At 66.4% G+C, this 16800-nt stretch carries 30 protein-coding genes; all 30 read left to right on the forward strand.

What is annotated here, in order from left to right; all coding sequences use genetic code 11:
* Positions 1-124: 124 nt before the first annotated feature.
* The 30 genes from rpsJ (at position 125) to rplQ (ending at position 16740) form a co-directional block, all read left to right on the forward strand.
* A complete protein-coding gene (rpsJ, locus tag NW895_RS01560; RefSeq protein WP_003948644.1) occupies positions 125-433 on the forward strand; it encodes a 30S ribosomal protein S10 in 309 nt (102 codons plus the stop codon).
* Between the two features lie 18 nt (positions 434-451).
* Complete coding sequence (rplC, locus tag NW895_RS01565; protein ID WP_289933185.1) at positions 452-1096, forward strand: 50S ribosomal protein L3; 645 nt, start codon at positions 452-454, stop codon at positions 1094-1096.
* Between the two features lie 8 nt (positions 1097-1104).
* Entirely contained in the window at positions 1105-1773 is a 669-nt protein-coding gene (rplD, locus tag NW895_RS01570) for a 50S ribosomal protein L4 (protein WP_289933188.1), read from the forward strand.
* Positions 1773-2192, forward strand: coding sequence for a 50S ribosomal protein L23 (gene rplW, locus NW895_RS01575; protein ID WP_289933189.1), 420 nt, complete (start codon positions 1773-1775; stop codon positions 2190-2192). The genes rplD and rplW overlap by 1 nt, the downstream gene beginning before the upstream one ends.
* 50 nt (positions 2193-2242) lie before the next feature.
* Positions 2243-3079 carry a 50S ribosomal protein L2 gene (rplB, locus tag NW895_RS01580; protein ID WP_289933190.1) on the forward strand — a complete coding sequence of 279 codons (837 nt, stop codon included), beginning with the start codon at positions 2243-2245 and terminating at the stop codon, positions 3077-3079.
* 12 nt (positions 3080-3091) lie between these two features.
* Positions 3092-3373, forward strand: coding sequence for a 30S ribosomal protein S19 (rpsS, locus tag NW895_RS01585; protein ID WP_030233885.1), 282 nt, complete (start codon positions 3092-3094; stop codon positions 3371-3373).
* A gap of 44 nt (positions 3374-3417) precedes the next feature.
* The gene (gene rplV, locus NW895_RS01590) at positions 3418-3765 is read left to right on the forward strand and encodes a 50S ribosomal protein L22 (RefSeq protein ID WP_029380974.1); all 348 of its coding nucleotides are present in this window, start codon (positions 3418-3420) and stop codon (positions 3763-3765) included.
* Positions 3765-4586, forward strand: coding sequence for a 30S ribosomal protein S3 (rpsC, locus tag NW895_RS01595; protein ID WP_014674374.1), 822 nt, complete (start codon positions 3765-3767; stop codon positions 4584-4586). The genes rplV and rpsC overlap by 1 nt, the downstream gene beginning before the upstream one ends.
* A 5-nt stretch (positions 4587-4591) precedes the next feature.
* On the forward strand, positions 4592-5011 hold the full coding sequence (gene rplP, locus NW895_RS01600) for a 50S ribosomal protein L16 (RefSeq protein ID WP_004984526.1): 420 nt from the start codon (positions 4592-4594) through the stop codon (positions 5009-5011).
* Entirely contained in the window at positions 5011-5235 is a 225-nt protein-coding gene (gene rpmC, locus NW895_RS01605) for a 50S ribosomal protein L29 (protein ID WP_007494763.1), read from the forward strand. Before rplP ends, rpmC begins: the two co-directional genes overlap by 1 nt.
* The gene (gene rpsQ, locus NW895_RS01610) at positions 5235-5522 is read left to right on the forward strand and encodes a 30S ribosomal protein S17 (protein WP_289933197.1); all 288 of its coding nucleotides are present in this window, start codon (positions 5235-5237) and stop codon (positions 5520-5522) included. The genes rpmC and rpsQ overlap by 1 nt, the downstream gene beginning before the upstream one ends.
* A gap of 205 nt (positions 5523-5727) precedes the next feature.
* Complete coding sequence (rplN, locus tag NW895_RS01615) at positions 5728-6096, forward strand: 50S ribosomal protein L14 (RefSeq protein WP_003998823.1); 369 nt, start codon at positions 5728-5730, stop codon at positions 6094-6096.
* Positions 6097-6098: 2 nt separating this feature from the next.
* Positions 6099-6422: a 50S ribosomal protein L24 gene (gene rplX, locus NW895_RS01620; protein WP_004984523.1), complete on the forward strand. Its 324-nt coding sequence runs from the start codon at positions 6099-6101 to the stop codon at positions 6420-6422.
* Positions 6422-6982 carry a 50S ribosomal protein L5 gene (rplE, locus tag NW895_RS01625; RefSeq protein ID WP_289933198.1) on the forward strand — a complete coding sequence of 187 codons (561 nt, stop codon included), beginning with the start codon at positions 6422-6424 and terminating at the stop codon, positions 6980-6982. The genes rplX and rplE overlap by 1 nt, the downstream gene beginning before the upstream one ends.
* A gap of 5 nt (positions 6983-6987) precedes the next feature.
* Entirely contained in the window at positions 6988-7173 is a 186-nt protein-coding gene (locus NW895_RS01630) for a type Z 30S ribosomal protein S14 (protein ID WP_003956452.1), read from the forward strand.
* Between the two features lie 213 nt (positions 7174-7386).
* Positions 7387-7785: a 30S ribosomal protein S8 gene (gene rpsH / locus NW895_RS01635; protein WP_029380979.1), complete on the forward strand. Its 399-nt coding sequence runs from the start codon at positions 7387-7389 to the stop codon at positions 7783-7785.
* Between the two features lie 23 nt (positions 7786-7808).
* On the forward strand, positions 7809-8348 hold the full coding sequence (rplF, locus tag NW895_RS01640) for a 50S ribosomal protein L6 (protein WP_289933200.1): 540 nt from the start codon (positions 7809-7811) through the stop codon (positions 8346-8348).
* Positions 8349-8351: 3 nt separating this feature from the next.
* Positions 8352-8735 carry a 50S ribosomal protein L18 gene (rplR, locus tag NW895_RS01645; protein ID WP_279548906.1) on the forward strand — a complete coding sequence of 128 codons (384 nt, stop codon included), beginning with the start codon at positions 8352-8354 and terminating at the stop codon, positions 8733-8735.
* 40 nt (positions 8736-8775) lie between these two features.
* Positions 8776-9381, forward strand: a complete 606-nt coding sequence (gene rpsE, locus NW895_RS01650; protein ID WP_009190144.1) for a 30S ribosomal protein S5 — start codon at positions 8776-8778, stop codon at positions 9379-9381.
* Positions 9382-9383: 2 nt separating this feature from the next.
* A complete protein-coding gene (gene rpmD / locus NW895_RS01655; protein WP_073951480.1) occupies positions 9384-9566 on the forward strand; it encodes a 50S ribosomal protein L30 in 183 nt (60 codons plus the stop codon).
* Positions 9567-9568: 2 nt separating this feature from the next.
* Positions 9569-10024, forward strand: coding sequence for a 50S ribosomal protein L15 (gene rplO / locus NW895_RS01660; protein ID WP_289933205.1), 456 nt, complete (start codon positions 9569-9571; stop codon positions 10022-10024).
* Between the two features lie 243 nt (positions 10025-10267).
* Positions 10268-11581 carry a preprotein translocase subunit SecY gene (gene secY, locus NW895_RS01665; RefSeq protein ID WP_289933207.1) on the forward strand — a complete coding sequence of 438 codons (1314 nt, stop codon included), beginning with the start codon at positions 10268-10270 and terminating at the stop codon, positions 11579-11581.
* The gene (locus tag NW895_RS01670) at positions 11581-12243 is read left to right on the forward strand and encodes an adenylate kinase (RefSeq protein WP_289933208.1); all 663 of its coding nucleotides are present in this window, start codon (positions 11581-11583) and stop codon (positions 12241-12243) included. Before secY ends, NW895_RS01670 begins: the two co-directional genes overlap by 1 nt.
* Before the next feature lie 128 nt (positions 12244-12371).
* Positions 12372-13208 carry a type I methionyl aminopeptidase gene (gene map, locus NW895_RS01675; RefSeq protein ID WP_289933209.1) on the forward strand — a complete coding sequence of 279 codons (837 nt, stop codon included), beginning with the start codon at positions 12372-12374 and terminating at the stop codon, positions 13206-13208.
* A 203-nt stretch (positions 13209-13411) separates the two neighbouring features.
* Complete coding sequence (gene infA, locus NW895_RS01680; protein WP_003948620.1) at positions 13412-13633, forward strand: translation initiation factor IF-1; 222 nt, start codon at positions 13412-13414, stop codon at positions 13631-13633.
* Positions 13634-13704: 71 nt separating this feature from the next.
* A complete protein-coding gene (rpmJ, locus tag NW895_RS01685; RefSeq protein ID WP_003948619.1) occupies positions 13705-13818 on the forward strand; it encodes a 50S ribosomal protein L36 in 114 nt (37 codons plus the stop codon).
* A gap of 193 nt (positions 13819-14011) precedes the next feature.
* Complete coding sequence (rpsM, locus tag NW895_RS01690) at positions 14012-14392, forward strand: 30S ribosomal protein S13 (RefSeq protein WP_289933210.1); 381 nt, start codon at positions 14012-14014, stop codon at positions 14390-14392.
* Positions 14393-14457: 65 nt separating this feature from the next.
* Positions 14458-14862 carry a 30S ribosomal protein S11 gene (gene rpsK / locus NW895_RS01695; protein ID WP_003956432.1) on the forward strand — a complete coding sequence of 135 codons (405 nt, stop codon included), beginning with the start codon at positions 14458-14460 and terminating at the stop codon, positions 14860-14862.
* A gap of 156 nt (positions 14863-15018) precedes the next feature.
* On the forward strand, positions 15019-16041 hold the full coding sequence (locus NW895_RS01700) for a DNA-directed RNA polymerase subunit alpha (RefSeq protein ID WP_003966937.1): 1023 nt from the start codon (positions 15019-15021) through the stop codon (positions 16039-16041).
* A gap of 183 nt (positions 16042-16224) precedes the next feature.
* On the forward strand, positions 16225-16740 hold the full coding sequence (gene rplQ / locus NW895_RS01705) for a 50S ribosomal protein L17 (protein ID WP_289933211.1): 516 nt from the start codon (positions 16225-16227) through the stop codon (positions 16738-16740).
* Positions 16741-16800: the final 60 nt, after the last annotated feature.

Genomic DNA, 16800 nt, shown 5'->3' on the forward strand with positions numbered 1-16800 from the left:
GATGTTCGATCAAGGGACATCTGTGTCAGTGGGAGTGCGACACGCCCGACCGCGTGGGTCGGAGGGGCGGGAGAGAAAACCGCCGGGTTCCAGAGCTGTAGAGAGACAGGACTACGAAGTAGCCATGGCGGGACAGAAGATCCGCATCCGGCTCAAGGCCTACGACCACGAGGTCATCGACTCCTCGGCGAAGAAGATCGTCGAGACGGTGACCCGCACTGGTGCGTCGGTCGCGGGCCCGGTGCCGCTGCCCACTGAGAAGAACGTGTACTGCGTCATCAAGTCGCCGCACAAGTACAAGGACTCGCGCGAGCACTTCGAGATGCGCACGCACAAGCGCCTGATCGACATCCTCGACCCGACCCCCAAGACCGTTGACTCTCTGATGCGACTCGACCTCCCGGCCGGTGTCGACATCGAGATCAAGCTCTGAGGCCGGTGATCTGAAGAGATGGCTAAGCAGATCAAGGGCATCCTGGGCGAGAAGCTCGGTATGACTCAGGTCTGGGACGAGAACAACCGTGTCGTCCCGGTGACCGTCGTCAAGGCCGGGCCGAACGTTGTGACCCAGGTCCGTACAAACGACGTCGACGGCTACGAGTCCGTCCAGATCGCCTTCGGCGACATCGACCCGCGCAAGGTGAACAAGCCCCTCAAGGGCCACTTCGCCAAGGCCGACGTCACCCCCCGTCGTCACCTCGTCGAGATCCGCACGTCGGACGCCTCCGAGTACACGCTGGGCCAGGAGATCACCGCTGAGGTGTTCGAGGCCGGCGTCAAGGTCGACGTGACCGGCAAGAGCAAGGGCAAGGGCTTCGCCGGCGTCATGAAGCGCCACAACTTCGGTGGCCTCGGCGCCGGACACGGCACCCAGCGCAAGCACCGCTCTCCCGGTTCCATCGGTGGCTGCGCCACCCCGGGCCGTGTGTTCAAGGGCCTCCGCATGGCGGGTCGCATGGGCAACGAGCGGGTCACCACCCAGAACCTGACCGTCCACGCCGTTGACGCGGAGAAGGGTCTGCTGCTCATCAAGGGCGCGGTTCCCGGTCCGAACGGCGGCCTCGTCCTGGTCCGCACCGCGGCCAAGGGGGCCTGAGGTAACCGATGAGCACTGTTGACATCCTTTCGCCGGCGGGCGAGAAGGCCGGTTCCGTCGAGCTCCCCGCGGAGTACTTCGGCGTGGAGAAGGTCAGCATCCCGCTGATCCACCAGGTCGTCGTCGCGCAGCTGGCCGCTGCCCGCCAGGGCACCCACAAGACCAAGACCCGCGGTGAAGTCCGTGGTGGTGGCAAGAAGCCGTACCGCCAGAAGGGCACCGGTCGCGCCCGTCAGGGTTCGACCCGCGCGCCGCAGTTCGCCGGTGGTGGCGTCGTGCACGGTCCCGTGCCGCGCGACTACTCGCAGCGGACCCCGAAGAAGATGAAGGCTGCCGCGCTGCGTCACGCCCTCACCGACCGGGCGCGTCACAACCGCATCCACGTCGTCACCGGCGTGGTCGAGGGCGAGACCCCGTCCACCAAGGCCGCCAAGAGCCTGTTCGGCAAGATCAGCGAGCGCAAGAACCTGCTCCTGGTCGTCGACCGCGCCGACGAGGCCGCGTGGCTGTCCGCCCGTAACCTGCCCCAGGTCCACATCCTGGAGCCGGGCCAGCTGAACACGTACGACGTTCTCGTCTCCGACGACGTGGTCTTCACCAAGGCCGCCTTCGAGTCCTTCGTGTCCGGCGCGCCTTCCGCGGAGCGGAACGCTGACACCGAAGGGAGCGAGGTCTGATGGCTATCCGTCACCCCGCTATCGCCTCGAAGGCCGCGAAGAAGGCCAAGGAGGCGCGCGTCAAGAAGGCGCGTCGCCACGCCACCGAGGGCAAGAACACCGTCGTCACCCCGGCCAGCAAGGCGTACACGGACCCCCGTGACGTGCTGCTGAAGCCGGTCGTGTCCGAGAAGAGCTACGCGCTCCTCGACGAGAACAAGTACACGTTCGTCGTCGACCCGCGTGCCAACAAGACCCAGATCAAGGAGGCCGTGCAGTCGGTCTTCCAGGTCAAGGTCACCGGGGTCAACACGATCAACCGCCAGGGCAAGCGCAAGCGGACCCGCACCGGCTTCGGCCAGCGTGCGTCCACCAAGCGCGCGATCGTGACCCTTGCCGAGGGCGACCGTATCGACATCTTCGGCGGTCCGACCGCGTAAGCGGTCGGGATCGTCCAGATTTCGGAATCACTTCCGAGGACTGAGAGACAATGGGTATCCGCAAGTACAAGCCGACGACTCCTGGCCGTCGTGGTGCCAGCGTCGCCGACTTCGTCGAGGTCACGCGGTCCACGCCGGAGAAGTCGCTGGTCCGCCCCCTGCACAGCAAGGGTGGCCGTAACAACTCCGGTCGTGTGACCGTCCGCCACCAGGGTGGTGGCCACAAGCGCGCCTACCGCGTGATCGACTTCCGTCGTCACGACAAGGACGGCGTGCCGGCGAAGGTCGCGCACATCGAGTACGACCCCAACCGCACCGCGCGCATCGCGCTGCTGCACTACGCCGACGGCGAGAAGCGCTACATCCTCGCCCCGCGCAACCTGCAGCAGGGTGACCGCGTCGAGAACGGTCCCGGGGCCGACATCAAGCCGGGCAACAACCTGGCCCTCCGCAACATCCCGGTCGGTACCACGATCCACGCGATCGAGCTCCGTCCCGGTGGCGGTGCCAAGTTCGCCCGCTCCGCCGGTGCCTCCGTGCAGCTGCTCGCGAAGGAGGGCTCCTACGCCCACCTGCGCATGCCGTCCGGTGAGATCCGCCTGGTCGACGTCCGCTGCCGCGCCACCGTCGGCGAGGTCGGCAACGCCGAGCAGAGCAACATCAACTGGGGCAAGGCGGGCCGCAAGCGGTGGCTGGGCGTTCGCCCGACCGTCCGTGGTGTGGTCATGAACCCGGTCGACCACCCGCACGGTGGTGGTGAGGGCCGTACCTCCGGTGGCCGCCACCCCGTGTCCCCGTGGGGCAAGAAGGAAGGCCGTACTCGTTCGCCCAAGAAGGCGTCGAACAAGTACATCGTCCGCCGCCGCAAGACGAACAAGAAGCGCTAAGGACGGGTTGAGATGCCTCGTAGCTTGAAGAAGGGGCCCTTCGTCGACGACCACCTGATGAAGAAGGTGGACGCCCAGAACGAAGCCGGCACCAAGAACGTCATCAAGACCTGGTCCCGCCGCTCGATGATCGTGCCGGCCATGCTCGGCCACACGCTCGCGGTGCACAACGGCAAGACCCACATCCCGGTGTTTGTCACCGAGTCGATGGTCGGCCACAAGCTCGGCGAGTTCTCGCCGACCCGCACCTTCCGGGGCCACGTCAAGGAAGACCGGAAGTCGAAGCGCCGCTAGTCAGCGGGGTGCGAATGACCATGACAAACATCGAAGGGACAACCATGGAAGCCAGGGCCCAGGCGCGGTACATCCGCGTCACGCCCATGAAGGCCCGCCGTGTGGTGGACCTCATCCGTGGCCTGAACGCCACGGAGGCTCAGGCGGTCCTGCGTTTCGCCCCGCAGGCCGCGAGCGTGCCGGTCGGCAAGGTGCTGGACAGCGCCATCGCCAACGCCGCGCACAACTACGACCACACCGACGTCGACAGCCTGTACGTCTCCGAGGCGTACGTCGACGAGGGCCCGACCCTGAAGCGGTTCCGTCCGCGCGCCCAGGGCCGTGCCTACCGGATCCGCAAGCGGACCAGCCACATCACCGTGGTCGTCAGCAGCAAGGAAGGAACCCGGTAATGGGCCAGAAGGTAAACCCGCACGGGTTCCGGCTCGGCGTTACGACCGACTTCAAGTCGCGCTGGTACGCCGACAAGCTGTACAAGGACTACGTCAAGGAAGACGTCGCCATCCGTCGGATGATGACGTCCGGCATGGAGCGCGCCGGCATCTCCAAGGTCGAGATCGAGCGCACCCGTGACCGCGTGCGTGTGGACATCCACACCGCTCGTCCGGGCATCGTCATCGGCCGCCGCGGCGCCGAGGCCGACCGTATCCGCGGTGACCTGGAGAAGCTGACCGGCAAGCAGGTCCAGCTGAACATCCTCGAGGTCAAGAACCCGGAGACGGACGCTCAGCTGGTCGCCCAGGCCGTCGCCGAGCAGCTCTCCTCCCGCGTCTCCTTCCGCCGGGCCATGCGCAAGAGCATGCAGTCCGCGATGAAGGCCGGCGCCAAGGGCATCAAGATCCAGTGCGGTGGCCGCCTCGGCGGCGCCGAGATGTCCCGCTCGGAGTTCTACCGCGAGGGCCGTGTGCCCCTGCACACGCTCCGCGCGAACGTGGACTACGGCTTCTTCGAGGCCAAGACGACCTTCGGCCGCATCGGTGTGAAGGTCTGGATCTACAAGGGCGACGTCAAGAACATCGCCGAGGTCCGCGCCGAGAACGCTGCCGCCCGTGCGGGTAACCGCCCGGCCCGCGGTGGCGCCGACCGCCCGGCCCGTGGTGGCCGCGGTGGCGAGCGGCGCGGTCGCAAGCCGCAGCAGGCTGCCGGCGCCGAGGCCCCCAAGGCCGAGGCCCCCGCCGCCGCTCCGGCTGAGAGCACCGGAACGGAGGCCTGACCGTCATGCTGATCCCCCGTAGGGTCAAGCACCGCAAGCAGCACCACCCCAAGCGCAACGGCATGTCCAAGGGTGGCACGCAGGTTGCGTTCGGCGAGTACGGCATCCAGGCGCTGACCCCGGCGTACGTGACGAACCGCCAGATCGAGGCGGCTCGTATCGCCATGACCCGTCACATCAAGCGTGGCGGCAAGGTCTGGATCAACATCTACCCGGACCGCCCGCTGACCAAGAAGCCCGCCGAGACCCGCATGGGTTCCGGTAAGGGTTCGCCGGAGTGGTGGGTGGCCAACGTCAAGCCCGGACGCGTGATGTTCGAGCTGTCGTACCCCAACGAGAAGATCGCGCGCGAGGCCCTGACCCGTGCGGCTCACAAGCTGCCGATGAAGTGCAAGATCGTCAAGCGCGAGGCAGGTGAAGCGTGATGTCGGCCGGTACCAAGGCGTCCGAGCTGCGCGAGCTGGGCAACGAGGAGCTTCTGGCGAAGCTTCGCGAGGCCAAGGAAGAGCTGTTCAACCTCCGCTTCCAGGCGGCCACGGGTCAGCTCGAGAACCACGGCCGTCTCAAGGCGGTCCGCAAGGACATCGCGCGGATCTACACCCTGATGCGCGAGCGTGAGCTGGGCATCGAAACGGTGGAGAACGCCTGATGAGCGAGAGCAACGTGACTGAGAACAAGACGGAGCAGCGCGGCTTCCGCAAGACCCGTGAGGGTTACGTCGTCAGCGACAAGATGGACAAGACCGTTGTCGTCGCCGTCGAGGACCGCGTCAAGCACGCGCTGTACGGCAAGGTCATCCGCCGTACGAACAAGCTCAAGGCGCACGACGAGCAGAACGCCGCGGGTGTCGGCGACCGCGTCCTCCTGATGGAGACCCGGCCGCTGTCCGCGACCAAGCGCTGGCGCGTCGTCGAGATCCTCGAGAAGGCGAAGTAAGAAGCAGGGGCCCCGCCCCCGCTGACCCCGCCGGGGCCCGCCCGGCCTTCGGGCCGGACGACCCGGCGTGGGTTCTCGCCCGACCGAACATTCCCGCGGCCAGACCGTGGGGACCGTAATTCCTGCGGGAGCAACTCGCAGGACAGTTCCGCCAGGCTCTCCGGCTCAACCCCGGAGGGAACCGGCAGACAACCAGGAGATAGACGTGATCCAGCAGGAGTCGCGACTGCGTGTCGCCGACAACACGGGTGCGAAGGAGATCCTCTGCATCCGTGTGCTCGGCGGCTCCGGTCGCCGCTACGCGGGTATCGGTGACGTCATCGTCGCCACCGTCAAGGACGCGATCCCCGGTGGCAACGTGAAGAAGGGTGACGTCGTCAAGGCGGTCATCGTTCGCACCGTCAAGGAGCGCCGCCGTCCGGACGGCTCGTACATCCGCTTCGACGAGAACGCCGCCGTCATTCTGAAGAACGACGGCGACCCTCGCGGCACCCGTATCTTCGGCCCGGTGGGCCGTGAGCTGCGCGAGAAGAAGTTCATGAAGATCATCTCCCTCGCGCCGGAGGTGCTGTGAGCATGAAGATCAAGAAGGGTGACCTGGTTCAGGTCATCACCGGCAAGGACAAGGGCAAGCAGGGCAAGGTCATCGCCGCTTACCCGCGCGAGGAGCGTGTCCTGGTCGAGGGTGTCAACCGGGTCAAGAAGCACACCAAGGCCGGTCCGACGGCTCGCGGTTCGCAGGCCGGTGGCATCGTGACCACCGAGGCTCCGATCCACGTGTCCAACGTCCAGCTTGTCGTCGAGAAGGACGGCAAGAAGGTCGTGACCCGCGTCGGCTACCGCTTCGACGACGAAGGCAACAAGATCCGCGTTGCCAAGCGGACGGGTGAGGACATCTGATGACGACCACCACCGTGACCCCGCGTCTGAAGCAGAAGTACCGCGAGGAGATCGTCGGCAAGCTGCGTGACCAGTTCCAGTACGAGAACGTCATGCAGGTGCCGGGCCTCGTCAAGATCGTGGTCAACATGGGTGTGGGCGACGCCGCCCGCGACTCCAAGCTGATCGAGGGCGCCATCCGCGACCTCACCACGATCACCGGTCAGAAGCCGGCCGTCACCAAGGCCCGCAAGTCCATCGCGCAGTTCAAGCTGCGTGAGGGCCAGCCGATCGGTGCCCACGTCACCCTGCGTGGCGACCGCATGTGGGAGTTCCTGGACCGCACCCTGTCGCTCGCGCTGCCGCGCATCCGCGACTTCCGTGGTCTGTCCCCCAAGCAGTTCGACGGCCGGGGCAACTACACCTTCGGTCTCACGGAGCAGGTCATGTTCCACGAGATCGACCAGGACAAGATCGACCGCGTCCGGGGTATGGACATCACCGTGGTCACCACGGCGACCAACGACGAAGAGGGCCGTGCCCTTCTGCGTCACCTCGGCTTCCCGTTCAAGGAGGCGTGAGCGAGATGGCGAAGAAGGCTCTCATCGCGAAGGCTGCTCGCAAGCCCAAGTTCGGTGTGCGCGCGTACACCCGCTGCCAGCGCTGCGGCCGTCCGCACTCCGTGTACCGCAAGTTCGGCCTGTGCCGCGTGTGCCTTCGTGAGATGGCTCACCGTGGCGAGCTGCCGGGCGTGACCAAGAGCTCCTGGTAATCCCGGTAATTCGGGATTCCCAAGGCTCTCGGTAAGTATCTGGGGCGGCCAGCCGCCCAGCTCCCATGCCTTAGGCTTGTGGGGTTGGGCGTCTGCCGCCGCCCGTACGACTTACTACGCCGTAGGTCCACCGCGCCGCACCCGTCCCGTCTCGGATCGGGGAGAGGGATGGCGCACCAGGAAACCCCGGCGAGAGAGGCCGAAGGCCAATTCATGACCATGACTGATCCGATCGCAGACATGCTTACGCGTCTGCGGAACGCGAACTCGGCATACCACGACTCGGTGTCGATGCCGCACTCCAAGATCAAGTCGCACATCGCGGAGATCCTCCAGCAGGAGGGCTTCATCACGGGCTGGCGCGTCGAGGACGCCGAGGTCGGCAAGAACCTCGTCCTCGAGCTGAAGTTCGGCCCCAACCGTGAGCGCTCCATCGCGGGCATCAAGCGGATCTCCAAGCCCGGTCTCCGGGTGTACGCGAAGTCCACCAACCTGCCGAAGGTCCTGGGCGGCCTGGGCGTGGCCATCATCTCCACGTCCCACGGTCTGCTGACCGACAAGCAGGCGCAGAAGAAGGGCGTGGGTGGGGAAGTCCTCGCCTACGTCTGGTAATTCGGGAACGGAGGAGAGACACCATGTCGCGTATCGGCAAGCTCCCCATCCCGGTTCCCGCCGGCGTGGACGTCACCATCGACGGCCGTACGGTCCGGGTCAAGGGCCCCAAGGGCGAACTGACCCACACCATCGTTGCGCCGATCGACATCGCTAAGGGCGAGGACGGCACCCTCCAGGTGCTGCGCCCGAACGACGAGCGGCAGAGCAAGGCCCTGCACGGCCTGTCCCGCACGCTGGTGGCGAACATGATCACCGGTGTGACCCAGGGATACGTCAAGAAGCTCGAAATCAGCGGTGTCGGTTACCGCGTCCAGGCCAAGGGCTCCAACCTGGAGTTCTCCCTGGGCTACAGCCACCCGATCACCGTCGAGGCCCCCGAGGGCATCACCTTCAAGGTGGAGACCCCGACCCGTTTCTCGGTCGAGGGCATCGACAAGCAGAAGGTCGGCGAGGTTGCGGCCAACATCCGCAAGCTGCGCAAGCCCGACCCGTACAAGGCCAAGGGCGTCAAGTACGAGGGCGAAGTCATCCGCCGCAAGGTCGGAAAGGCGGGTAAGTAAGCCATGGCATACGGGCAGAAGATCCTCAAGGGCGACGCCTACAAGCGTGCTGCTATCAAGCGTCGTCACATCCGGATCCGCAAGAAGGTCTCGGGTACCGCCGAGCGTCCCCGCCTGGTCGTGACCCGCTCCAACCGCCACATCGTGGCGCAGGTGATCGACGACCTGAAGGGCCACACCCTGGCGTCGGCGTCCACCCTGGACAGCTCGATCCGTGGTGGCGAGGGCGACAAGTCCTCGCAGGCCAAGCAGGTCGGCGCCCTGGTCGCCGAGCGTGCCAAGGCCGCCGGTGTCGAGGCCGTCGTGTTCGACCGTGGTGGCAACCAGTACGCCGGGCGCATCGCCGCCCTGGCCGACGCCGCCCGCGAGGCCGGGCTCAAGTTCTGAGCCGGTTCCGACCAAGCGGAAACAGAGAGAGGTAATTCCAATGGCTGGACCCCAGCGCCGCGGTGGCGGTGCCGGTGGCGGCGAGCGGCGGGACCGGAAGGGCCGTGACGGCGGCGCAGCTGCCGCCGAGAAGACCGCGTACGTTGAGCGCGTCGTCGCGATCAACCGCGTCGCCAAGGTTGTGAAGGGTGGTCGTCGCTTCAGCTTCACCGCGCTGGTCGTGGTGGGCGACGGTGACGGCACCGTGGGTGTCGGTTACGGCAAGGCCAAGGAGGTGCCGGCCGCCATCGCCAAGGGCGTTGAGGAGGCCAAGAAGCACTTCTTCAAGGTCCCCCGGATCCAGGGCACCATCCCGCACCCCATCCAGGGTGAGAAGGCTGCCGGCGTCGTGCTGCTCAAGCCCGCGTCGCCCGGTACCGGTGTTATCGCCGGTGGTCCGGTGCGTGCCGTGCTGGAGTGCGCCGGTATCCACGACGTGCTGTCGAAGTCGCTCGGCTCCGACAACGCGATCAACATCGTGCACGCCACCGTGGAGGCCCTGAAGGGCCTGCAGCGTCCCGAGGAGATCGCGGCCCGCCGTGGTCTGCCGCTCGAGGACGTCGCTCCCGCGGCCCTGCTGCGTGCGCGTGCCGGGGCGGGTGCGTAAGCATGGCGCAGCTCAAGATCACCCAGGTGAAGTCGTACATCGGCAGCAAGCAGAACCACCGTGACACCCTGCGTACGCTCGGGCTGAAGAAGCTCGGCGACGTGGTCGTCAAGGAGGACCGTCCCGAGTTCCGCGGCATGGTGCACACCGTCCGCCACCTCGTGACGGTCGAGGAGGTCGACTGATCATGGCGGAGAACAACCCGCTCAAGATCCACAACCTCCGTCCCGCCCCGGGCGCCAAGACCGCCAAGACCCGTGTCGGTCGTGGTGAGGCGTCGAAGGGTAAGACGGCCGGTCGTGGTACCAAGGGCACCAAGGCCCGTTACCAGGTTCCGGAGCGCTTCGAGGGCGGCCAGATGCCGCTGCACATGCGCCTCCCGAAGCTGAAGGGCTTCAAGAACCCGTTCAAGACCGAGTACCAGGTCGTGAACCTCGACAAGCTGGCCAAGCTGTACCCCGAGGGTGGCGAGGTCACGGTCGAGGACCTGGTGGCCAAGGGCGCCGTTCGCAAGAACAGCCTGGTCAAGGTCCTCGGCGAGGGAGAGATCTCCGTGGCGCTGCAGGTGCAGGTCGACAAGGCCTCCGCCTCCGCCAAGGAGAAGATCGCCGCCGCCGGCGGTTCCGTCACCGAGCTCGTCTGACACTCTCAGGCGTCTCGATGACCTGAACGATCCCAACCGGGGATGCCCACAAAAGGGGTATCCCCGGTTGGTCGTTCCAAGGGCGGCAGTCTCGCCGGTAAGGTGGCCTGCACTGCCCACTTTCACGGGTGTCACACATGGGGCACCCTGGGCGGCAGTTGACCGTTAGCTAAGTCGTCCCTATTAGTCGAACCTCAAGACCGTCACCCTTGACGCAGTTGCGCGGGGGTCGCAGGAGGCACCGTGCTCACCGCGTTCGCCCGGGCGTTCAAGACGCCCGACCTGCGCAAGAAGCTGCTCTTCACGCTCGGCATCATCGTGGTCTACCGGGTCGGTACGAACATTCCGATCCCGGGTGTCGACTACAAGAACGTCCAGTTCTGCATCGACCAGGCGAACGCCAGCCAGGGCCTGTTCGGTCTGGTCAACATGTTCAGCGGCGGCGCCTTGCTGCAGATCACGGTCTTCGCGCTGGGGATCATGCCGTACATCACGGCGAGCATCATCCTGCAGCTGCTGACCGTGGTGATTCCGCGCCTGGAAGCCCTCAAGAAGGAGGGCCAGGCCGGCACGGCGAAGATCACGCAGTACACCCGCTACCTGACCATCGCGCTCGCCATCCTGCAGGGCACCGGCCTGGTGGCCACGGCCCGCAGCGGCGCGCTCTTCTCCGGCTGCCAGGTCGCCAGCCAGATCGTGCCGGACCAGTCGATCTTCACCACCATCACGATGGTCATCTGCATGACCGCCGGCACGGCCGTCGTCATGTGGCTCGGCGAGCTCATCACCGACCGCGGCATCGGCAACGGCATGTCGATCCTGATGTTCATCTCGATCGCCGCGACGTTCCCGTCCGCCCTGTGGGCCATCAAGAAGCAGGGCTCCCTGGCCGGCGGCTGGATCGAGTTCGGCACCGTCATCGCCGTCGGCCTGGTCATGGTCGGCCTGGTCGTCTTCGTCGAGCAGGCCCAGCGCCGCATCCCCGTGCAGTACGCGAAGCGCATGATCGGCCGTCGCTCCTACGGCGGTACGTCCACGTACATCCCGCTCAAGGTCAACCAGGCGGGTGTGATCCCGGTCATCTTCGCGTCGTCGCTGCTGTACATCCCGGCCCTGATCGCGCAGTTCTCGAGCGGTACATCGGGGTGGAAGACCTGGGTCGAGGCCAACCTCACCAAGGGCGATCACCCGATTTACATCTCTCTGTACTTCTTGCTCATCGTTTTCTTCGCGTTCTTCTATGTGGCGATCTCCTTCAACCCCGAGGAAGTCGCCGACAACATGAAGAAGTATGGTGGCTTCATCCCGGGCATCCGGGCTGGCCGACCGACCGCTGAGTACCTTTCGTACGTGCTCAACCGGATCACCTGGCCGGGTTCGCTGTACCTGGGTCTGATCGCTCTCGTACCGACGATGGCGTTGGTTGGTTTCGGGGCAAACCAGAACTTCCCGTTCGGCGGGACCAGCATCCTGATCATCGTGGGTGTCGGTCTTGAGACGGTGAAGCAGATCGAGAGCCAGCTCCAGCAGCGCAATTACGAAGGGTTCCTCCGCTGATGCGAATCGTCCTCGTCGGGCCGCCGGGTGCCGGTAAGGGAACGCAGGCAACGCGCCTGGCTGAGAAGCTGCGCATCCCGCACATCTCCACGGGCGACCTGTTCCGCGCCAACATCAGCCGGCAGACGGAGCTCGGGAAACTCGCGAAGTCCTACATGGACGCCGGCAACCTCGTGCCGGACCAGGTCACGATCGCGATGGCCAAGGACCGCATGGAGCAGCCGGACGCCGAGGGCGGTTTCCTGCTGGACGGTTTCCCGCGCAACGTCTCCCAGGCGGAGGCGCTGGACGAGCTCCTTCAGACCGAGGACATCAAGCTCGACGCGGTGCTGGACCTGGAGGTCCCCGAGGAAGAGGTCGTCAAGCGGATCGCCGGGCGGCGGATCTGCCGCAAGGACTCCAGCCACGTCTTCCACGTGTCGTACAGCCCGCCGAAGAAGGAGGGCGTCTGCGACGTCTGCGGCGGGGAGCTGTACCAGCGCGACGACGACTCCGAGGAGACCGTCCGCAAGCGGCTGGAGGTCTACCACACCCAGACCGAGCCGATCATCGACTACTACAAGGCGCAGGGGCTGGTCGTGACCATCTCCTCGCTGGGGCCGGTGGACGAGGTCACGAAGCGGGCGCTTGAGGCGCTCAAGCGCGAGGACGAGGGCAAGTAGTCCTTCGTACGGTGCTGTAGCCGCGGTTCCCGGTCGGGGAGCCGCGGCTGCTGTGTGGGTGGGGTGCCCGGAGCCCCGTATGGTTGAAGCGTTCGTACTCTCTCCGGTCCAGAAAGGCCGCAGTCCCCATGGTGCAGATCAAGACCCCCGAGCAGATCGCCAAGATGCGTGAGGCGGGGCTGGTCGTCGCCGCCATCCACGCGGCCACGCGAGAGGCCGCCGTGCCCGGCGCCACCACCAAGGACCTGGACCAGGTCGCGCGCAAGGTGCTGGCGGAGCACGACGCGAAGCCGAACTTCCTCGGCTACGGCGGGTTCCCGGCGACGATCTGCACGTCCGTGAACGAGGTCGTCGTGCACGGCATCCCGTCCGACGACGTCGTCCTCAAGGACGGGGACATCATCTCCATCGACTGCGGCGCGATCATCGACGGCTGGCACGGCGACGCCGCCTACACGGCCTTCGTGGGCTCCGGTCACGCCCCGGAGCTGATCGAGCTCTCCCGGGTGACCGAGGAGTCGATGTGGGCCGGCATCGCGGCCATGAAGCAGGGCAACCGGCTCGTGGACATCTCGCGGGCGATCGAGACGTACATCCGCCGGCAGCCCAAGCCCGGCGGCGGCCGGTACGGGATCATCGAGGACTACGGCGGCCACGGCATCGGCACCGAGATGCACATGGACCCGCATCTGCTGAACTACGTCGACCGGCGCCGGGGCAAGGGGCCGAAGCTGGTGCCGGGCTTCTGCCTGGCCATCGAGCCGATGGTCTCGCTGGGGACGCCGAAGACCGAGGTTCTCTCGGACGACTGGACGGTCATCACCACGGACGGGACCTGGTCCTCGCACTGGGAGCACTCCGTCGCGCTGACCGAGGAGGGGCCGCTGGTGCTCACGTCTCCCGACGGGGGCAAGGCGAAGCTGGCGGAGTACGGCGTCGTCGCTGCTCCGGATCCGTTGGCCTGAGCGCCTTCCGGGCTGGTCGCGCAGTTCCCCGCGCCCCTTCGGAGCGCTTAATGATCTGTCTCCTGGGGCAGGCTCTCTCGATTCGTGTTTCCGGGTGCGCTGACGTAGACTGACTCGTCGGCTCTTGTGCACCCGCATGTCTGCATGCGCTCGTTTGAGAAGTGCAGGAGTCGATCAAGGTAGTCGATTCCGAAGGGCGAAGCGTGGCCAAGAAGCAAGGTGCCATCGAGATCGAGGGCACTGTCGTCGAGTCTCTGCCGAACGCCATGTTCAAGGTCGAGCTCCAGAACGGCCACCAGGTCCTGGCACACATCAGCGGCAAGATGCGTATGCACTACATCCGCATCCTCCCTGACGACCGGGTCGTGGTGGAGCTCTCTCCGTACGACCTGACGCGTGGCCGGATCGTCTACCGCTACAAGTAGATCTTGCCCTGACCCCGCTCCCGCTCGCGGGGGCATGGGGTGGTGGCACTGACCCGGAGAACCTCAATCCCATGAAGGTCAAGCCGAGCGTCAAGAAGATCTGCGACAAGTGCAGGGTGATCCGCCGTCACGGCCGGGTCATGATCATCTGCGACAACCCGCGCCACAAGCAGCGCCAGGGCTGATCGCGAGCAGATCGCACCCTCTGCTTTTCGCAGGGACTTCGCGCGACGCGAGCTGAATTTGTTCATACGCAGAGCCCGGGCGAGCGATCGCCTGACACCCCCGGTTCGGAGGCCGGGGACCCGGTTCGTACCTGATACGGCGGCCGGGAGCCGGTTCTGCGGAAGACCTCCGAAGATCAACTGGAGCCATTGAATGGCACGCGTTTCCGGTGTTGACATCCCGCGCGACAAGCGCGTGGAGGTCGCCCTCACCTACGTGTTCGGCATCGGCCGGACGCTCTCGCAGCAGACGCTGGCCGAGACCGGCATCGACCCCAACACCCGCGTTCGTGACCTCTCCGAGGAGCAGCTGGTCGCGATCCGCGAGTACGTCGACAACAACCTCAAGACCGAGGGTGACCTCCGTCGTGAGATCCAGGCCGACATCCGCCGCAAGGTCGAGATCGGCTGCTACCAGGGTCTGCGGCACCGCCGTGGTCTGCCCGTCCGCGGTCAGCGCACCAGCACCAACGCCCGCACCCGCAAGGGCCCGCGTCGCGCCATCGCCGGCAAGAAGAAGCCGGGCAAGAAGTAGTCCGCAGCGGACACCTGTCCACGGTCTTCGCTGTAGGACCGACCACCTCCCGTAGGAGTTAGTAGATGCCCCCCAAGGGACGTCAGGGCGCTGCCAAGAAGGTGCGCCGCAAGGAAAAGAAGAACGTCGCTCACGGCCACGCGCACATCAAGAGCACGTTCAACAACACGATCGTCTCCATCACGGACCCGTCCGGCAACGTGATCTCCTGGGCCTCCGCCGGCCACGTCGGCTTCAAGGGCTCCCGGAAGTCCACGCCGTTCGCCGCGCAGATGGCCGCCGAGTCGGCTGCCCGCCGCGCCCAGGAGCACGGCATGCGCAAGGTCGACGTGTTCGTGAAGGGCCCGGGTTCCGGTCGTGAGACCGCGATCCGTTCCCTCCAGGCCACGGGCCTCGAGGTCGGCTCCATCCAGGACGTCACCCCGACCCCGCACAACGGCTGCCGTCCGCCGAAGCGTCGTCGCGTCTGACGCACGGCTGCTTCGCGGCTCTGCGGTTCGCGGGCGGTACGGCTCCGTAAAAGGGCCGTATCGCCCGTACCCTTGCTGTACCCGCCCCTGTCGAACGGGGCGGCCTGGTCGGGCGTCATATAGCGGGCGCCCCCGACTGAAGGATCTGATCCACACATGCTGATCGCTCAGCGTCCCTCGTTGACCGAAGAGGTCGTCGACGAGTTCCGCTCCCGGTTCGTGATCGAGCCGCTGGAGCCGGGCTTCGGCTACACCCTCGGCAACTCCCTCCGCCGCACCCTCCTGTCGTCGATCCCCGGTGCCGCTGTCACCAGCATCCGCATCGACGGCGTCCTGCACGAGTTCACCACCGTGCCGGGCGTCAAGGAGGACGTCACCGACCTGATCCTCAACATCAAGCAGCTGGTCGTCTCCTCGGAGCACGACGAGCCCGTCGTGATGTACCTGCGCAAGCAGGGCCCGGGTCTGGTCACCGCCGCCGACATCGCGCCTCCGGCCGGTGTCGAGGTGCACAACCCCGACCTCGTCCTCGCCACGCTCAACGGCAAGGGCAAGCTGGAGATGGAGCTGACGGTCGAGCGTGGCCGCGGTTACGTCTCCGCCGTGCAGAACAAGCAGGTCGGTCAGGAGATCGGGCGTATCCCGGTCGACTCGATCTACTCGCCGGTGCTCAAGGTCACGTACAAGGTCGAGGCCACGCGTGTCGAGCAGCGCACCGACTTCGACAAGCTGATCGTCGACGTCGAGACCAAGCAGGCCATGCGGCCGCGTGACGCCATGGCGTCGGCCGGCAAGACCCTCGTCGAGCTGTTCGGGCTCGCGCGCGAGCTCAACATCGACGCCGAGGGCATCGACATGGGTCCGTCCCCGACGGACGCCGCGCTGGCCGCGGACCTGGCGCTGCCGATCGAGGAGCTGGAGCTCACCGTTCGGTCGTACAACTGCCTCAAGCGTGAGGGCATCCACTCCGTGGGTGAGCTCGTGGCTCGTTCCGAGGCCGACCTGCTCGACATCCGTAACTTCGGTGCGAAGTCGATCGACGAGGTCAAGGCGAAGCTGGCGGGCATGGGCCTCGCGCTCAAGGACAGCCCGCCCGGATTCGACCCCACCGCTGCGGCGGACGCGTTCGGCGCGGACGACGACGCGGACGCGGGCTTCGTGGAGACCGAGCAGTACTAAGAGCTCGGACCATCCGGTCCGTACTCGGGTGCGGGTGGACTGTGGCTTGTCGCGCAGTTCCCCGCGCCCCTTCCGGACGACGCCCCTTCGGGGCTGTCGTCCGGATCTCCGACAGGCGACCGCCTGCTCGGATACTGACCCCGGTACCTGACACGGCCGGGGCAGACACCTAGGAGAAACACGATGCCGAAGCCCACCAAGGGTGCCCGTCTGGGCGGCAGTGCCGCGCACGAGAAGCTGATGCTGGCGAACCTCGCGAGGTCGCTGTTCGAGCACGGCCGTATCACCACCACCGAGGCGAAGGCCCGTCGTCTGCGCCCGTACGCGGAGCGGCTGATCACCAAGGCGAAGAAGGGCGACCTTCACAACCGCCGCCAGGTGCTCCAGGTCATCACGGACAAGAGCGTCGTCCACACGCTCTTCACCGAGATCGGCCCGCGCTACGAGAACCGTCCGGGTGGCTACACCCGTATCACCAAGATCGGCAACCGCCGTGGCGACAACGCGCCCATGGCCGTGATCGAGCTGGTCGAGGCGCTGACGGTGCAGCAGAAGGCGGTCGGCGAGGCCGAGGCGGCGACCAAGCGTGCCGTCAAGGAGGCCGACGAGGCCAAGGCCGAGGAGACCAAGACCGAGGAAGCCCCGGTCGAGGACGCCAAGGCCGAAGAGGCTCCCGCCGATGAGGCGAAGGACGCCTGAGGCGCTGCCTGAGCGTTCGAAGCGGGTCCGTCCCTCGGGGCGGGCCCGCTTTCACGTCTT

The organism is Streptomyces sp. S.PNR 29 (assembly GCF_030386795.1).
Taxonomy (GTDB): domain Bacteria; phylum Actinomycetota; class Actinomycetes; order Streptomycetales; family Streptomycetaceae; genus Streptomyces.

Excerpts from the sequence above, each read along its gene's own strand:
- rplQ (WP_289933211.1), top strand. The coding sequence starts at position 16,225 with ATGCCGAAGCCCACCAAGGGTGCCCGTCTGGGCGGCAGTGCCGCGCAC.
- NW895_RS01670 (WP_289933208.1), top strand. The coding sequence starts at position 11,581 with ATGCGAATCGTCCTCGTCGGGCCGCCGGGTGCCGGTAAGGGAACGCAG.
- rpsE (WP_009190144.1), top strand. The coding sequence starts at position 8,776 with ATGGCTGGACCCCAGCGCCGCGGTGGCGGTGCCGGTGGCGGCGAGCGG.
- rplW (WP_289933189.1), top strand. The coding sequence starts at position 1,773 with ATGGCTATCCGTCACCCCGCTATCGCCTCGAAGGCCGCGAAGAAGGCC.
- rpsH (WP_029380979.1), top strand. The coding sequence starts at position 7,387 with ATGACCATGACTGATCCGATCGCAGACATGCTTACGCGTCTGCGGAAC.
- rplD (WP_289933188.1), top strand. The coding sequence starts at position 1,105 with ATGAGCACTGTTGACATCCTTTCGCCGGCGGGCGAGAAGGCCGGTTCC.
- rpmC (WP_007494763.1), top strand. The coding sequence starts at position 5,011 with ATGTCGGCCGGTACCAAGGCGTCCGAGCTGCGCGAGCTGGGCAACGAG.
- map (WP_289933209.1), top strand. The coding sequence starts at position 12,372 with ATGGTGCAGATCAAGACCCCCGAGCAGATCGCCAAGATGCGTGAGGCG.
- rpmD (WP_073951480.1), top strand. The coding sequence starts at position 9,384 with ATGGCGCAGCTCAAGATCACCCAGGTGAAGTCGTACATCGGCAGCAAG.
- rpsJ (WP_003948644.1), top strand. The coding sequence starts at position 125 with ATGGCGGGACAGAAGATCCGCATCCGGCTCAAGGCCTACGACCACGAG.
- rplR (WP_279548906.1), top strand. The coding sequence starts at position 8,352 with ATGGCATACGGGCAGAAGATCCTCAAGGGCGACGCCTACAAGCGTGCT.
- rplF (WP_289933200.1), top strand. The coding sequence starts at position 7,809 with ATGTCGCGTATCGGCAAGCTCCCCATCCCGGTTCCCGCCGGCGTGGAC.
- rpsM (WP_289933210.1), top strand. The coding sequence starts at position 14,012 with ATGGCACGCGTTTCCGGTGTTGACATCCCGCGCGACAAGCGCGTGGAG.
- rplV (WP_029380974.1), top strand. The coding sequence starts at position 3,418 with ATGGAAGCCAGGGCCCAGGCGCGGTACATCCGCGTCACGCCCATGAAG.
- NW895_RS01630 (WP_003956452.1), top strand. The coding sequence starts at position 6,988 with ATGGCGAAGAAGGCTCTCATCGCGAAGGCTGCTCGCAAGCCCAAGTTC.
- rplX (WP_004984523.1), top strand. The coding sequence starts at position 6,099 with ATGAAGATCAAGAAGGGTGACCTGGTTCAGGTCATCACCGGCAAGGAC.
- rpsC (WP_014674374.1), top strand. The coding sequence starts at position 3,765 with ATGGGCCAGAAGGTAAACCCGCACGGGTTCCGGCTCGGCGTTACGACC.
- rplP (WP_004984526.1), top strand. The coding sequence starts at position 4,592 with ATGCTGATCCCCCGTAGGGTCAAGCACCGCAAGCAGCACCACCCCAAG.
- rplB (WP_289933190.1), top strand. The coding sequence starts at position 2,243 with ATGGGTATCCGCAAGTACAAGCCGACGACTCCTGGCCGTCGTGGTGCC.
- rpmJ (WP_003948619.1), top strand. The coding sequence starts at position 13,705 with ATGAAGGTCAAGCCGAGCGTCAAGAAGATCTGCGACAAGTGCAGGGTG.
- NW895_RS01700 (WP_003966937.1), top strand. The coding sequence starts at position 15,019 with ATGCTGATCGCTCAGCGTCCCTCGTTGACCGAAGAGGTCGTCGACGAG.
- rplC (WP_289933185.1), top strand. The coding sequence starts at position 452 with ATGGCTAAGCAGATCAAGGGCATCCTGGGCGAGAAGCTCGGTATGACT.
- rpsQ (WP_289933197.1), top strand. The coding sequence starts at position 5,235 with ATGAGCGAGAGCAACGTGACTGAGAACAAGACGGAGCAGCGCGGCTTC.
- rplE (WP_289933198.1), top strand. The coding sequence starts at position 6,422 with ATGACGACCACCACCGTGACCCCGCGTCTGAAGCAGAAGTACCGCGAG.
- rpsS (WP_030233885.1), top strand. The coding sequence starts at position 3,092 with ATGCCTCGTAGCTTGAAGAAGGGGCCCTTCGTCGACGACCACCTGATG.
- rplO (WP_289933205.1), top strand. The coding sequence starts at position 9,569 with ATGGCGGAGAACAACCCGCTCAAGATCCACAACCTCCGTCCCGCCCCG.
- rpsK (WP_003956432.1), top strand. The coding sequence starts at position 14,458 with ATGCCCCCCAAGGGACGTCAGGGCGCTGCCAAGAAGGTGCGCCGCAAG.